The sequence below is a fragment of the Rhodobacter maris genome (assembly GCF_900217815.1).
Taxonomy (GTDB): domain Bacteria; phylum Pseudomonadota; class Alphaproteobacteria; order Rhodobacterales; family Rhodobacteraceae; genus Rhodobacter; species Rhodobacter maris.
The window spans coordinates 312,629-327,276 of the sequence record NZ_OBMT01000003.1 but is presented as its reverse complement, the minus strand read 5'-3'; the positions used below and the strand labels follow the sequence as shown (position 1 = coordinate 327,276).

General features: G+C 64.8%; 16 protein-coding genes. 7 read left to right on the top strand and 9 right to left on the bottom strand.

What is annotated here, in order from left to right; all coding sequences use genetic code 11:
- Positions 1-104: 104 nt before the first annotated feature.
- From CRO22_RS07600 to CRO22_RS07580, 5 genes are all read left to right on the top strand, one after another.
- Positions 105-1,136 carry an ABC transporter ATP-binding protein gene (locus tag CRO22_RS07600; RefSeq protein WP_097069525.1) on the top strand — a complete coding sequence of 344 codons (1,032 nt, stop codon included), beginning with the start codon at positions 105-107 and terminating at the stop codon, positions 1,134-1,136.
- The gene (locus tag CRO22_RS07595; RefSeq protein WP_097069524.1) at positions 1,129-2,160 is read left to right on the top strand and encodes an ABC transporter ATP-binding protein; all 1,032 of its coding nucleotides are present in this window, start codon (positions 1,129-1,131) and stop codon (positions 2,158-2,160) included. Before CRO22_RS07600 ends, CRO22_RS07595 begins: the two co-directional genes overlap by 8 nt.
- Positions 2,161-2,203: 43 nt before the next feature.
- Positions 2,204-3,907, top strand: a complete 1,704-nt coding sequence (locus tag CRO22_RS07590) for a peptide ABC transporter substrate-binding protein (RefSeq protein WP_097069523.1) — start codon at positions 2,204-2,206, stop codon at positions 3,905-3,907.
- Between the two features lie 124 nt (positions 3,908-4,031).
- Entirely contained in the window at positions 4,032-5,039 is a 1,008-nt protein-coding gene (locus CRO22_RS07585) for an ABC transporter permease (protein ID WP_097069522.1), read from the top strand.
- Positions 5,032-5,937 carry an ABC transporter permease gene (locus tag CRO22_RS07580; RefSeq protein ID WP_097069521.1) on the top strand — a complete coding sequence of 302 codons (906 nt, stop codon included), beginning with the start codon at positions 5,032-5,034 and terminating at the stop codon, positions 5,935-5,937. Before CRO22_RS07585 ends, CRO22_RS07580 begins: the two co-directional genes overlap by 8 nt.
- A 69-nt stretch (positions 5,938-6,006) precedes the next feature.
- Here the strand turns inward: CRO22_RS07580 and CRO22_RS07575 are convergent, their stop codons facing one another.
- The 3 genes from CRO22_RS07575 to CRO22_RS07565 are packed head-to-tail and all read right to left on the bottom strand — an operon-like array spanning position 6,007 to position 8,572.
- Positions 6,007-6,558, bottom strand: coding sequence for a glutathione peroxidase (locus tag CRO22_RS07575; protein ID WP_097069520.1), 552 nt, complete (start codon positions 6,556-6,558; stop codon positions 6,007-6,009).
- Complete coding sequence (locus tag CRO22_RS07570) at positions 6,555-7,259, bottom strand: tryptophan-rich sensory protein (protein WP_097069519.1); 705 nt, start codon at positions 7,257-7,259, stop codon at positions 6,555-6,557. Before CRO22_RS07570 ends, CRO22_RS07575 begins: the two co-directional genes overlap by 4 nt.
- Entirely contained in the window at positions 7,256-8,572 is a 1,317-nt protein-coding gene (locus tag CRO22_RS07565) for an NAD(P)/FAD-dependent oxidoreductase (RefSeq protein ID WP_245860911.1), read from the bottom strand. The genes CRO22_RS07570 and CRO22_RS07565 overlap by 4 nt, the downstream gene beginning before the upstream one ends.
- A gap of 118 nt (positions 8,573-8,690) precedes the next feature.
- On the opposite strand from CRO22_RS07565, the gene CRO22_RS07560 reads away from it, so the two are divergent.
- Positions 8,691-9,251, top strand: coding sequence for a sigma-70 family RNA polymerase sigma factor (locus CRO22_RS07560; RefSeq protein WP_097069517.1), 561 nt, complete (start codon positions 8,691-8,693; stop codon positions 9,249-9,251).
- Positions 9,244-9,918, top strand: coding sequence for an anti-sigma factor (locus CRO22_RS07555; protein WP_097069516.1), 675 nt, complete (start codon positions 9,244-9,246; stop codon positions 9,916-9,918). Before CRO22_RS07560 ends, CRO22_RS07555 begins: the two co-directional genes overlap by 8 nt.
- Positions 9,919-9,933: 15 nt before the next feature.
- Here the strand turns inward: CRO22_RS07555 and dxs are convergent, their stop codons facing one another.
- The 6 genes from dxs to pufB form a co-directional block, all read right to left on the bottom strand.
- Positions 9,934-11,856 carry a 1-deoxy-D-xylulose-5-phosphate synthase gene (dxs, locus tag CRO22_RS07550; protein WP_097069515.1) on the bottom strand — a complete coding sequence of 641 codons (1,923 nt, stop codon included), beginning with the start codon at positions 11,854-11,856 and terminating at the stop codon, positions 9,934-9,936.
- 179 nt (positions 11,857-12,035) lie between these two features.
- On the bottom strand, positions 12,036-12,278 hold the full coding sequence (gene pufX, locus CRO22_RS07545; RefSeq protein ID WP_097069514.1) for an RC-LH1 core complex protein PufX: 243 nt from the start codon (positions 12,276-12,278) through the stop codon (positions 12,036-12,038).
- Positions 12,279-12,291: 13 nt separating this feature from the next.
- Positions 12,292-13,215 carry a photosynthetic reaction center subunit M gene (gene pufM, locus CRO22_RS07540; protein WP_097069513.1) on the bottom strand — a complete coding sequence of 308 codons (924 nt, stop codon included), beginning with the start codon at positions 13,213-13,215 and terminating at the stop codon, positions 12,292-12,294.
- Positions 13,208-14,056, bottom strand: a complete 849-nt coding sequence (gene pufL, locus CRO22_RS07535) for a photosynthetic reaction center subunit L (protein WP_097069512.1) — start codon at positions 14,054-14,056, stop codon at positions 13,208-13,210. The genes pufM and pufL overlap by 8 nt, the downstream gene beginning before the upstream one ends.
- Positions 14,057-14,187: 131 nt before the next feature.
- Positions 14,188-14,367: a light-harvesting antenna LH1, alpha subunit gene (gene pufA, locus CRO22_RS07530; RefSeq protein ID WP_097069511.1), complete on the bottom strand. Its 180-nt coding sequence runs from the start codon at positions 14,365-14,367 to the stop codon at positions 14,188-14,190.
- A 13-nt stretch (positions 14,368-14,380) separates the two neighbouring features.
- Positions 14,381-14,530 carry a light-harvesting antenna LH1, beta subunit gene (pufB, locus tag CRO22_RS07525; protein WP_097069510.1) on the bottom strand — a complete coding sequence of 50 codons (150 nt, stop codon included), beginning with the start codon at positions 14,528-14,530 and terminating at the stop codon, positions 14,381-14,383.
- Positions 14,531-14,648: the final 118 nt, after the last annotated feature.

Sequence of the window (14,648 nt, the reverse complement as noted above, 5' to 3'; positions counted from 1 at the left end):
AGCCGAAAAAATCTCTAACAATCGGTCAAATATCTTCACCTTCTGGTGAGGATTATCAGAATATGCCCCGAAAAACGGTGCAAAAACAAAAGACTGGGGGACTCATGCGCGACAGGGCGCAGCCCGTTCTCGAGGTGACGAACCTCAAGACGATCTTTCGCACTCGCGGCGGCGAAGTGCATGCTGTCAATTCGGTTTCCTTCGATCTTAAGCCCGGCGAACTTCTGGGCGTTGTCGGCGAATCGGGCTCGGGCAAATCTGTCACGATGATGTCGCTGATCGGACTGCTGCCCTCTCCGCCCGCCGAGGTGCGCGAGGGACGCGTGATGTTTGACGGGCTCGATCTGCTCAAATGCACGCCGGCCCAGCTGCGCGCGGTGCGCGGCCCCGGCGTTGGCTTCATCTTTCAGGATCCGATGACCTCGCTCAACCCGGTCTTCACCGTGGGCTATCAGCTGCGCGAGCCGCTGATCAAACATATGGGGATGACGAAGGCGCAAGCGCAGGTGCGTGCAAAGGAACTCCTTGATCTCGTGGGCATTCCCGATGCCGCACAGCGATTGAGGGACTACCCGCACCAGTTCTCGGGCGGGATGCGGCAGCGGGTGATGATCGCGATCGCGCTCGCCTGCGACCCGAAGGTGCTGATCGCCGACGAACCCACCACCGCGCTCGACGTGACGATTCAGGCGCAGATCCTCGAACTCGTCAAAGACCTGCGCCAGAAGCTTGGCATGGCGATCGTCTGGATCACCCATGATCTCGGCGTGATCGCGGGCATCGCCGACCGGGTGATGGTGATGTATGGCGGCCAGATCGCCGAGCAGGGCCCGGTCAAAGAGGTTTTCGCCCGGCCGCGCCACCCCTATACGCGAGCACTGCTGCAAACCGTGCCGAGCGTGCGCGGTGAGCGCGCCGACAAGCTGAACGTGATCGAGGGGCAACCGCCGATCCTGCGCGCCGCGCCCACCGCCTGCCCGTTCCGCGACCGCTGCACCACGCGCTTTGAGACCTGCGACCGCGCCAACCCGGCACGCTCCCCGGTCGGCCCCGGCCATGACGCCGCCTGTTTTTGGGATTTCGACGCTTCCGCCCCGCGCACGGACGCGCTGATCAAGGAGGCCGCCCATGGCTGACGGCACCCGCGCCCCCCTGCTCGAAGTTGAGGGGCTGAAGATGTATTTTCCGATCACGGCGGGGGTGTTCCGCAAGAAGGTCGGCGACGTGAAGGCGGTCGATGACGTGTCCTTCACGATCTACGAGGGGGAAACCCTTGGTCTCGTGGGGGAATCGGGCTGCGGCAAGAGCACCTGCGGACGCGCGATCCTGCGCCTTTACGAGCCCACGGCGGGCCGTGTCGTGCTCGGCGGCGAGGATGTTCTGGCCGCGCCGGCAAGCGAGCTGCGCGCGATGCGGCCGCGCATGCAGATGGTGTTTCAGGATCCGCAGGCAAGCCTGAACCCGCGCATGACGGTGGCAAGCATCATCGGCGAGCCGCTCGACGAGCACACCACGCTGTCGCGCGCGCAAAAGCTGGCGCGGATCTACGAGCTGATGGACAAGGTCGGGCTCAACCGCGATTTCGCCAACCGCTACCCGCATGAATTCTCGGGCGGGCAGCGCCAGCGCATCGGCATTGCGCGCGCGCTGGCGCTGAACCCGAAATTCATCGTCTGCGACGAGCCGATCGCGGCGCTCGATGTCTCGATCCAGGCGCAGGTGGTGAACCTGCTCGAAGAGCTGCAAGACAGCCTCGGGCTCACCTATCTCTTCATCTCGCACGATCTTTCCATGGTGCGCCATATCGCCGACCGGGTGGCGGTGATGTATCTGGGCCGGATCGTCGAGCTCGCCTCGCGCGATGTGCTCTACGATGCGCCGCGCCACCCCTATACGCAGGCGCTTTTGTCGGCCGTGCCCGAGCCCGACCCGAATGCCGAGACCGCGCGCCAACGCATCATCCTCAAGGGCGATGTGCCCTCGCCTGCCAACCCGCCCAAGGGCTGCAATTTCTGCACCCGCTGCCCGAAGGTGATGCCGGTCTGCCGCGAGCTGGAGCCGGCATTCACTGAAGTTGCGCCCGGGCATTTTCTTGCCTGCCATCTGATCCAAGAAGCCGCTGTCGGAGCGGCAAACTCCGGGGCCAACCCGGGGCGCTAACCGAGCCCGCAAGACCCCAACTTCCAACAAGGAGAAGCTTGACATGAAGTTGAAAACCGCCCTTCTCGGCGCCGCCGCGACGCTGATGGTCGCGCCCGCCGCCTTTGCCGAACGCGGCAGCGACGGCGATGTGAAAATCCTTTACGCGCAAGCCGTCTCGACGATGAACGCCTATCTCTCGTCGGGCACGAAAGACATCGAAGTGGGCAGCCTCGTGCTTGAGCCGCTCGCGGGCTTCAACGAAAAAGGCGAGGTGATCCCGCGCCTCGTGACCGAGATCCCGAGCGTCGAGAACGGCGGCATCTCGGAAGACATGAAGAGCATCACCTGGCACATCAAGCCGGGAATGAAATGGTCGGACGGCACGCCCTTTACCGCCAATGACCCGGTCTTCACCGCGAATTACTGCATGGATCCGGCCGGCGGCTGCGCACAGCTCGCCCGCTACGAGGGCATCGAGAAGGTCGAGGCGCTGGACGATCTGACCGTGAAGATCACCTTCAAGGAGCCAAAGCCGAACCCGTTCATGGCCTTTGTCGGCGCCACCTCGCCGATCCTGCAGGCCGCGCAATTCGCCAATTGCACCGGCGCCAATGCCTCGACCTGCACCGAAGAAAACTTCAAGCCGATCGGCACCGGCCCGTTCCGTGTGACTGAATTCCGCACGAATGACACGGTGATGCTGGAAGCCAACCCGAACTACCGCGACCCGGCGAAACCGGCTTTTGCCACCGCGCTCGTGAAGGGCGGCGGCGATGCGACGGCGGCGGCGCGCGCGGTGATGGAGACGGGCGAGTTTGACTATGCCTGGAACACCCAGATCTCGCCCGAGTTGCAGGCCGAGCTTGCGGCCGCGGGCAAGGGCCAGTTCGTCAACGCTTTCGGCACGCTCGTCGAGCGCATCGAGATGAACATGACCGATCCATCGCCCGATCTGCCCGAGGGCGAACGCTCGACCGCGAAACACCCGCACCCGATCCTTTCGGATCTGCGCGTGCGCAAGGCGCTCTCGATGGCGATCGACCGGCAGATCCTCGTCGATATCGGCTATGGCGAGGCGGGCCGTCCGACCTGCAACCTCGTGCCCGCGCCCGAGATGTTCGCCTCCCCCAACACCGACTGCCTGACCCAGGATGTCGAAGGCGCCAAGGCGCTGCTCGATGAGGCGGGCTGGACCGACAGCGACGGCGATGGCATCCGCGACAAGGACGGCAAGAAGCTGCGCCTGGTTTATCAGACCTCGGTGAACGCGATACGGCAGGACTTCCAGTCGATCATCAAGCAATGGTGGAATGATATCGGCGTCGAGGTCGAACTGAAGACGGTCGACCCGTCGGTGTTCTTCGGCGGCGACGCAGGCTCGCCGGACACGATCCAGAAGTTCTATGCCGATGTGGAGATGTATGCCAACAACTTCGACGGCACCGATCCCGAGCCCTATCTGGCGCAATACACCTGTGAAAAGGCGCCGAACCCGGACAACCAGTGGCAGGGCGAGAACATCAACCGCTTCTGCGATCCGGCTTATGACGAGAAGGTCAAGGAACTCGGCGCGACGGGCGACATGACGGAGCGCTCCACGCTCGCCAAGCGGATGAACGAGATGCTGACAAAAGACAGCTATGTTGTCGTTCCGCTCGTCGACCGCGGCCGGCTCTCGGCGCATTCCAACAGTCTCGGTGGCGTGATCCTGAACACCTGGGACAGCGAACTGTGGAACGCTTCCGACTGGTATCGGATCAAGTGATCCCTTCCCGCTGAAAGCGGTGTCGGACCGGCAGGGCCGGTCCGACCCGGGCGGGGGGGCGCCGGGCCTGCGGCCCGGCGCCCCCCCGCCACCCCCCGGTCAAGAGAAATGCCCCGAGGCGCCGATGTTCCAGTTTACCCTGCGACGCTTGCTGATCGCGATCCCGACGCTTCTGATCATCTCTTTGGTGATCTTTTTGCTCCTGGAGGCCGCCCCGGGCGACCCTCTGGGCGATGTGCCGCTCACCGTGCCCCCCGAGGTGAAAGCGAAGATGCGCACCGCACTCGGCCTCGATGCGGCCTGGTATGTCCGCTATTTCCTCTGGCTCAAGCAGATGTTCTGGGTCGAGCCCATGCATCTGGTCGACACGCTCTTCGGCACCCATCTGGCCGAGGGGATGCAGCGCGTGATCTCGTTCCAGTCACGCCAGCCGGTGATGGACATCATCGCCGAACGCATCCCGCAAACGCTGATGGTGGTGGGCTCTGCCTATCTCGTGGGCGTGCTCATCGCCGTGCCGATCGGCATCCTGTCGGCCTACCGGCAATATTCCTGGTTCGACAACCTTGGTACCTTCATCTCAATGGTGGGCTTTTCCGTCCCCACCTTCTTCACCGGGGTCGTTCTCATCATCCTCTTCGCCGTGAAGCTCAAATGGTTCCCCTCGGTCTATGACACGACGCTCAAGGTCACCGATTGGGCAAGCTTCACCGCGCAGCTCCGCCAGATGGTGATGCCGGTCACCGTGCTGGCGCTTTACAACGCCGCGCAGATCTCGCGCTTCATGCGCTCCTCGATGCTCGACAATCTCGGCCAGGATTACGTCCGCACCGCCCGCGCCAAGGGGCTGACGGAAAAGGTCGTGGTGCTCGTCCACGTGCTGCGCAATTCGCTCATCCCCGTCGTCACCGTGATCGCGCTTGGCGTGCCGCAGATCTTCGGCGGCGCGATCATCACCGAGCAGGTGTTCAAGGTGAACGGGCTCGGCCAGCAGCTGATCCTGTCGATCCACGCCAACGACCTGCCGATGGTGATGTCGCTCACCTTCATCTTCGCCACGCTGATCGTGCTTTTCAACCTGATCGCCGACCTGCTTTACGGCATCCTCGATCCCCGGATCCGCTATGACTGAGACCACCGCAACTTTCCGCCCGCCCCGCAACCAGTGGTGGGATGTCTGGGACCAGTTCAAGACCCACAAGGGCGCACTGGTCGGGCTGACCATCTTCGTGATCATCATAGCCGGGATCCTGATCGGGCCGTGGCTGTGGGACATGGCGCCCACTTATGTGGACCTGCGCGCGCGCAACAAGGGCTTCTCGATGGCCCATCCGCTCGGCACCGACCAGCTTGGCCGCGACATCCTCGCGCGGATGATGGCAGGCGGAAAAGTCTCGCTCTCGGTGGGGCTGACCGCAATGGGGCTCGCGATCTTCCTCGGCACCACCATCGGGGTTCTGGCCGGCTATTTCCGCCGCCTCGAAGGACCGCTGATGCGGATGACCGATCTCTTCCTTGCGCTGCCGCTCCTGCCGCTTTTGCTCTTGATGGTGACGCTCTTTCGCGAGCCGCTCTCCAAGAGCTTCGGCCCGGAGGGCGGGATCTTCCTGCTCATCGTCACCGCGATCGGCGCCACCTCATGGATGCAGACGGCACGGATCGTGCGCGGCGAGGTGCTGGCGCTGAAGGAGCGCGAATTCGTGCTCGCCGCACGCTCGATCGGCACGCCTGCGCATCGCATGGTGCTGCGCCATATCCTGCCCAATGTGATGTCGCCGATCATGGTCTCGGCGACGCTCGGCATCGCCTCGGCGATCATCACCGAATCCGCGCTCTCCTTCCTCGGGCTCGGCTTCCCGCCCGATTTCCCGACATGGGGACGGCTTCTGTTCGACGCGGTCGACCAGATCCAGCTCTACCCGATGCGCGTGGTGCTGCCGGGCGTAGCGATCTCGCTCACCGTGCTCTCGGTCAATTATATCGGCGACGGGCTGCGCGACGCGCTCGACCCGCGTATCCGCGGCCGCTGAGCGCACGGCCCCAATGAAAAAGGCGCCGGGGGGCTCTCCGGCGCCTTTTCGTTTCGCCTCCGGTTGCGTTCAGGCTCCCGGCAGCAGCGGCACGATCGCATCGCGGATCGCATCCGCGCCCGGCGGCGTCAGCGAGCCCCAAGTGTCGACGACATTCCCGGTGCCGTCCAGAAGCACTTTGTTGAAATTCCAGCGCGGCACAAAGCCGGTCTGGCTTTTCACCCATTTGTAGAACGGATGCGCCGCCTCCCCCTTCACGTGAGTGATATCGGTCATCGGCAAGGTGATGCCGTAGGTCAGCGTACAGAACTCAGAAACTTCCTTGGCGTTGTCGAGTTCCTGCTTGAAATCGTCGGAGGGGACGGCAAGCACTACGAGCCCTTTCGGGCCGAATTCCTCATGCAATTTCTGCAGCCCTCCGAGTTGCGGGGTGAAACCACAAAGCGAGGCGGTGTTGACCACCAGAACTGGATGTCCGCGAAAATCGGCCGTATCGATGGTGCCCCCCTCGATCGAGACGAAGGTGAAGCTCGGCGCATCGGCCGCGGGCGCGGGCTTCGAGGCTGCGCCCAAAGCACCAAAGCCGGTGAGCAGCGCCGTCGCCATTGTGAGAACCTTCATTGCATCTCCCTCCTGCGCAGAATTGAAACCGTGATGAGCGCAACCATGCCGAGCGCCGCTGCGAAGCTCACCGGCAGATCGCCCGCCGTCATATTGGCCACGATGACACCCCAGAGCGCCCAGAGCACCGCAGCGGCATAGCTTGGCACATCGCTGCGCCGCCAGGTCACCAGCAGCGCTGCGCCCAGCAGCCCCGCAAGCGCCGCGAACGTGGCGCTGTGCGGCGCGAGCACCCCCTGCCCCGGCAGCACCACACCAAAGGCCACGGCGGTCGCCGCACTCAGCCACCCCGCATAAAGCCCGACCGGCCAGGCGGCCCACGGGCCGGAGGGTGCCTTGAGAAAGGCGGCAATCGCCGTCGCGGCCATGAAAACGAGCATCACCGCGGCCGCCGCGGGCTGAAGGTTCGCCACCCAGATCCAGGGGACACCGATCGCAAGGCTGAGGCACAGCGGCGCGCGCATTGCCTGCCAGGCGGGGGCGGTGCGGGCGCGCACCAGCCCCCAGGCGGCCCCGGCCACCAACCACAAATAAATTACCCCCCAGATCGCAAAGGCCCATCCTGCCGGAACCACCGGCCAGCGGTCGGAGGGCACTGGAAACTGGCCCGGGGTAAAGCCTCGAAACCCCTCGGTCAGCACAGGCGCCGCCGCAAAGGCCAAAGCCAGCGCGAACGTGATCAGCGCGAGCGCATCCTTCATGCGGCAAGCCCTGCAGCGCTGCGCGGACGGCGCACCCAGTCGGGCATCTCCGCAGCCCAGGGGTCCGGGCCGAGCGGCCAGTCCCGCCCCATCGCCTGCGCGACCCTGAGCGCCGAAAGAAGCCCGTCCTCGTGGAAGCCGTAGCGCGTCCAGGCACCCGTATACCAGATCCCGCCGCGGCCCTGGATCTCCCCAAGCCGCTCAAGCGCCGCAAGCGCCCGGGCATCGAATTGCGGATGCGACAGCGTCGCCTCGTTATGGATCGCCTGTGGTTCGCGCTCTGGGTTGAGGGTCATGATAAGCGGCGCAGGGGTTTCCACCCGTTGCAGCCGGTTCAGCCAGTAGCTGAGCGAAATGGGGCGGTTGCGCAGCCCGCCCGGGGGGGCCGCGGTGACATGGTTCCAGGAGGACCAGAGCGCGCGGCGGCGTGGCAGAAAGCCCGGATCGGAATGGAGCACCATCCGGTTCGGCTCGACGGAAAGCGCGCCAAGCACCGCGGTCTCGGTCGCATCGGCATCGGCGAGAAGCCGCAGTGCCTGCGGCGCATGGGTCGCAAGGATCACCTGATCGAAGCGTTCCTCGCCGCGCGGGCTCACCACCGTCACCCCGCCCGGGCCGCGGCGCAGCAGTTGCACCGGGCAGGAGCGGCGGATCTCTGCGCCGCAGGCGGTCGCAAGCGCCTCGACATAAGTGGAAGCGCCGCCCGTCACCGTCAGCCATTGCGGGCGCGGTCCCTCGCCCATCAGCCCGTGACTCGCGAAAAAGCGCAAAAACCGGTCGGCCGGAAAATCGAGCATGAAACGCGGCGGCGTCGACCAGATCGCCCCGGACATCGGCATCAAAAAGCGATCCCGGAACTCGCGTCCGAGGCCGAGTTCCGCGATCACCTCGCCGATCGAGCCGCCCAGCCCGGCCATTTTTGGCGCCTCCGCCATGAAGCGGCGGATATCGCGGATCATGAGCCAGTGCGAGCGGTCAAAAATCCGTCGGGGTTGGCGGAACATGTCGAGGGCGGACGCCGTGCCATATTCATAGGCGCCATCACCGAAGCTCGCGGCAAAACTCATCGGCGCGGCTTGCAACCGCACCTCCAGACTGTCCATCAGCGCTGTGAAAAGCGGATAGGTCACCCGGTTGCACACCAGAAACCCCGTGTCGACCATCGCCCCGAAAGCCGCAATCGTGCGCGCGTGGCCACCGATCCGCCGCCCGGCCTCAAACACCACGACCTCGTGCCCCCGCATCAGCCAGGCTGCGCCGAGCCCCGAGATGCCCGCGCCGATCACCGCAATCCGCTTCGTTCCGGTTGTCACCTTTGCCTCGCCTGTGCGATTGTCCCATGTGAGAATACGCGATAACCGGCGAAAGGTTGCACGCGCACGCAAAAATATACGTGCATAAGCGTACTGCACGCATTTCATCGGAGAGGGCATGGCAAAAGGGGCACAATCGCAGGGCGAAGCACTCGCCGCGCTCTTGGCGCGGGTGGCCCTCCGCGACCGGGTCGCCTTTTCGACGCTCTATTCTGCGCAGGGCGCGAAACTTTTTGCGATCTGCCTGCGTCTCCTCAAGGACCGCCGTGAAGCGGAGGATGCCTTGCAGGATGTATTCGTGAAAATCTGGATCAACGCAGACCGGTATGCGCCCGATGTGGCAAGCCCTTCGGCCTGGCTCAACGCCGTGGCGCGCAATCTCTGCATCGACCGGCTGCGGGCGCGGCGCGGTGATGCGGCGGATGTCGAGGTGCTCGAAGCGCTGCCAAGCCTTGCGCCCGGGCCCGAGGCGGAGGCGATCCGCGCCTCGGACGGGCGGCGCATTGCCGCCTGCATGGAGGGGCTTGCGCCCGAGCGGGCAGAGGCGGTGCGGCGCGCCTATGTCGAGGGGGAGAGCTATCTCGAGCTGGCCGAGCGTTTCGAAGTGCCGCTCAACACGATGCGATCCTGGCTGCGCCGGTCACTGATCTCGCTCCGGGAGTGCCTCGGAGATGCCTGAGCTCACGGCAGAAGACATTGCCCTTGCGGGCGAATATGTGCTGGGCACCCTGCCCCTGGGCGAACGGCAGGCGGCGGCGCGGCGAATCGTGGCCGATCCGGCTTTTTCGCGCGAGGTGGCCCGCTGGGAGGCGCGGCTCGATCCGCTGGCCGAGGAAGTGCGCCCGGTCGCGCCTCCGACCCGGCTCTGGGCGGGGATCGAGGCCCGCGCCTATGGATCACCGGCCCCTGCGGGCTCCGGGCTGTGGCGCTGGCTCGCCGGCGCCTCGGCGCTCTCTGCCGCCTTTCTCGGCGCGATCCTGTGGTTCGGCGAACCGCTGATGCCGACCCAGGGCCGGATGTGGGTCTCCGACATGATCTCGGTCGATGGCAGTGTGCGCCTCGCCGCGCTTTACAACGAGAAAACCGGCGAGATGCGGGTCTCGATGGGCGGCTCCGAACCCGCCTCGGGGCGCGATTTCGAGCTCTGGCTGATTGCCGGAGAGGCTGCTCCCATCTCGCTTGGCGTGATGCCACGCCGCGGGCAGGCGGCGATGCCGATCCCGGCGGCTCTGCGCGACCGGATTGCCAATGCGACGCTTGCGATTACCGAGGAGCCGCGGGGCGGCGCGCCCGGCGGCGTGGCCACCGGGCGGCTGGTGGCCAAGGCAGACTTGCGCCGGATCTGAGATCCGGCGCGCATCTCAGGCGCTGTGGAGCTGATGTCGTGCAGCACTCGGGCGCAGCGCGGCGAGCGCAGTCTTGCAGATGTCGGCGGCGGTGAGGCCCGCCCAAGCATACATCTCGTTCGGCGCGCCGTGATCGACGAAGTGGTCGGGCAGCGTCATGGTGCGAATCGCCCGGCCTTTTTCAAGCTGACCTGTGCGGGCGAGATAATGCAGCACCATCGCGCCAAACCCGCCCATCGCGCCCTGCTCGAGCGTGATCAGCACCGGATGCGCGTCGATCAACCGGTCGATCAGATCGGTGTCGAGCGGGCGCGCGAAGCGGGCATCGGCCACGGTGACAGAAACGCCTTCGGCCGCGAGCAGCTCCGCGCCCTTCAGCGCCTCGCCCAGATGCGCGCCGTAAGACAGGATCGCGACATCCGTGCCCTCCTGCAGCACCCGGCCCTTGCCGAGTTCCAGCACCTCGCCGCGCTCGGGCATCTCGACGCCCCGGCCCTCACCGCGCGGATAGCGCAGCGCAATCGGCCCCTGATCATGGGCCGCGGCGGTGACGATCATGTGGCAAAGCTCGGCTTCATCCGCCGCCGCCATCACGGTGAAATTCGGCAGGTTCGCAAGCATCGACACGTCAAACGCACCGGCATGGGTGGCGCCGTCCTGCCCCACCAGCCCGGCCCTGTCGATCATCAGCCGCACCGGGAGATTTTGCAGCGCGACATCGTGCACGATCTGGTCATAGGCGCGCTGCACAAAGCTCGAATAAAGCGCAACGAAGGGCTTGAGCCCCGCCGCCGCCATCCCGGCGGCAAAGGTCACCGCGTGCTGCTCGGCAATGCCAACGTCAAACACCCGGCTCGGGAAACGTTTGCCCATCACATCAAGCCCGGTGCCGGTGGGCATCGCGGCGGTGACGCCGACAATCGCCGGATCACGCGCGGCTTCCTCGGTCAGGCGCTGGCCAAATACGGCGGTGTAATTGGGGGCATTCGCCACCGATTTCTTCTGCTGACCGGTCTCGATGTCGAATTTCGACACGCCATGGAGCTTGTCTTCCGCGCCCTCGGCGGGGGCATAGCCCTTGCCCTTGGTGGTGCAGACATGGATCAGCACCGGCCCCGAGGCGCGGGCGCGGGCCACGCGCAGCGTCTCTACCAGCTCGCCCATGTCATGCCCGTTCACCGGGCCGATGTAATCAAAGCCCAGCTCTTCAAAGAAAGTCGCGCCACCCGGCATCGCAGTGACGATCTGGCGGGCACGCCGCGCGCCGTCGCGCACGGGGCCCGGCAAATGCATCTCGATCCCCTCCGCGGCAGCCTTGAGCGCGGCAAAGGGCGCCTGCCGGGCGATCGTGTTGAGGTAATGCTGGAGCGCCCCGACGGGAGGCGCGATCGACATGTCATTGTCGTTCAAAATCACGAACATGCGCGATTTCAGGTGGCCCGCGTGGTTGAGCGCCTCATAGGCCATGCCCGCGGTGATCGAGCCATCACCGATGATCGCGATCGTGTCGCCGACCGGTTGGCCCAGCTCCCGACCGACTGCGAAGCCAAGGGCGGCCGAGATCGAGGTCGAGGAATGGCCCGCACCAAACGGGTCATGCGGGCTTTCCGAGCGTTTGGTGAAGCCCGAAAGGCCGCCCGCCTGACGCAGTGTCAGCATGCGGTCGCGCCGCCCGGTGAGAATTTTGTGGGGGTAGCATTGGTGGCCCACGTCCCAGATCAGCTTGTCGCCGGGGGAGTTGAACACGGCATGGAGCGCCACGGTCAGCTCAACCACGCCAAGCGAGGAGCCGAGGTGACCGCCGGTCTGACTGACGATCTCGACCGTTTCGCGGCGCACTTCGCCGGCGAGCGCGGTGAGTTCGGCGGTGCTCATACCCTTGAGATCGGCCGGGCCGGTGACGCGGTCAAGATGGGGGGTGGGGGTCTTGGTGCTCATGGTTGCGTCCTCCGATGAGCGGTCTTTGAAAAATGGTGCCGAGGGGCGCGCCCGCACGGCACCAGGTGCCTGTTTGAACAGGGAAGGGATCGGGACCTGTGGGGGCCCCAACTTCCGGACAGGGGTCCGGAAACGGAACCCGGCCGGCCACGCGCAAGCGCGGCCGGCCGGGAAAGCGATCAGGCGACTTCGGTGACCGAGACGACTTCGAGAGCCGTGTAGGGCGAAGGCGCTTGCTTGGAACGTTCCGGCAGGAACATGCCAACGGCGTAAGACACGAGGAACAGGCCAAGCAGGAAGCCCACGAAGATCGATGCGAGCACCGCTCCCCAGGTCATTTGACGGCCGATCCAGATCCCCATGGTGAACTTCGAGCTGTTGTTGAAGTCATAGGGTTTGTCGAACAAGGGTTTGCCGAACATGGTCACTATCTCCTCAGGGCGTCACGGGCGCATAGCCGTGGTTTTGGGCCCAGACGTACCAGTTGTCGACGACCGTGCCCGAGAGCAGGATGCCGATACCGCCCGTCAGCGTCACCATAACCGCCATCCACAGCGCCCAGCGGTGGATACCTTCCATGGTGGCGTTGAAGCCCATCGTCCAGCGCCAGAACAGGGCGGCGCGTTCCGAGGCGGTGCCGCGGTCGCAGATCTGTTCAAGTTCCCGTTCCCCGCCGAAGCGGCTGACCGCAAGGATCGTCGCGCCGTGCATGGCGAACAGCAGGGCCGAGCCATAGAGCGAAGCGATCGAGAGACCGTGGAAGGGGTTGTAGAACAGGTTGCCGTGGTCCAGCGAGAACTGGTTGGTCCAGTCGAGGTGCGAGAAGATGCCGTAGGGCACAGCCACGCTCCAGGACCCCATCATGATCGGGCGCCAGAAGCCGAGAACCGACCAGAGCCACATTGCCGAGAGCATCGCCCAGGCCATGTGCTTGCCCATGCCGAGCTGGTCGGCGCGGGTGTAGACGCGGATCCACCAGGTGATGACCGAGATCGCCATGAAGAGCGACGCGATCTGCCACACGCCACCTTCGCCCAGCGGAGCGAGACCGAGGCCGTATTCGACCGGCGGCGGCTCAAGGCTGAAGAAGAACAGGTCGCGCATGAACACGGCCGGGTTGAAGCCCGCCTGGTAGAAGAACCAGAAGCCGATGGTCATGAACCAGGCAATCCCGAAGGCCAGCGAGACGGTGCCCGCGATGCCGAGGTAGATCGGACCGATCTGGGCGTTGCCCATCCAGCCCAGGATGCTCATGAAGCCGGCACCGGTACGTTCGGAGAGGTCCACCTGCTCCTTCAGGCCGAGTTCGGGTTCCCCCTTAACTTGCACCTGAGCGAAGTAGTTCTGATACTCAACCATTGATGCCTCCCGCGACGTCGGCCCAGAACGGCATGTTCACCCACCAGTACCACCAGTCACTCCAGAGATCGAAGTAGATGGTGCCAGTGATCAGCATGCAGACCGCCGACCAGAACACCGCATTCAGAGCGAGCAGCAGGCCGACGCGGTGAATGCCGAGCGTGCCGAGCGAGTAGCCGATGAGGTCACGGAAATAGGTGTCCTCATGGTCAGGCGAGCGCATCGTTTTGCCCTTCACCGGGTTCGCCGCCGAGAGCACGAGCGCGCCGTGCATGGCCAGAGCCCAGGCAGTGGTGAAGAACAGCGAGATGCCCACCATGTGGAACGGGTTGTAGTGGAAGTTCCCGTAGGTGTAGCCGGTGTTCGAAACCCAGTCGAGGTGGGTCCAGATCCCGTAGGGGAAGGCATAGCCCCAAGCACCCATCATCACCGGGCGGATCACCACCAGCGTGATATAGGCGAAGATCGCCATCGAGAAGGCGATCGGAATATGGTAGCCGATGCCCAGCTTGCGGCAGATCTCCACTTCACGCAGCGCCCAACTGCAGAAGGCGCCGATGGCGCAGACGGTGATCACTTGCCACAGGCCACCTTGGGCGAGCGGGGCCATGCCAAGGCCCACATCGACCGACGGCGGCACGATGGAGATCAGTTGCGGGTTCCACGTGCCTTGCAGCGCAGCCCCCCACAGGATCAGAAGAAAGCCAAGGGCAGCGAAGAAGATGGTGGTGACCCCGAAGAACCCCACGTAGAAGGGTCCGACCCAGAAGTCGAAAAGGTTCCCGCCAACTAAGGTGCCGCCCGGCACGCGATATTTTCGTTCGAAGCTGAGCAAAGCCATGCCCGTGTCTCCGCTGTTGCGGGACGGTCCTTAGCCCGGCGAAAGGCTCCGGATCGTGCCGATGGGTTGCGTCTTGCGGTATGGTCGCGGGCGGGACGGCATGCGCCCCGCCCGCAACGCCTCAGTCTCGCTTATTCGGCAGCAGCGGCCACATAGCCATGTTTGGCGGTGGCGACGGTGAGCCAGTTGAAAGCGGGGGTCGAGAGCAGGATCAGATGGATCAGCACCGCGAGGAGGAACAGGAACACGCCCTGCGCCACGAACACGCGACGGGGATCGAAAACGAGCCAGATTTTGTAGAACTTGGACATTTTCAGATTCTCCTCAGAACCACGGACGCCAGATGAAGACCGCCAGGTGAGCAAGGACCGCAACGGCGATGAACGCCGAGAGACCACTCATATAGACGGCATGCAGTTCCTGCGCCTGCTCGTCGGTAAGACCTGTGAAGCTCAGGTCGTTCTTATCAGCCATAACAACCTCCGGATTGGCAGACTGACGCCGCAACCCCTGCGGCCGGGTAGACGAGATGGCACCATACCATCCCGCATTTCCGCCATGGCCGGGCTCATCCCGCCCATGGAGAACTCAC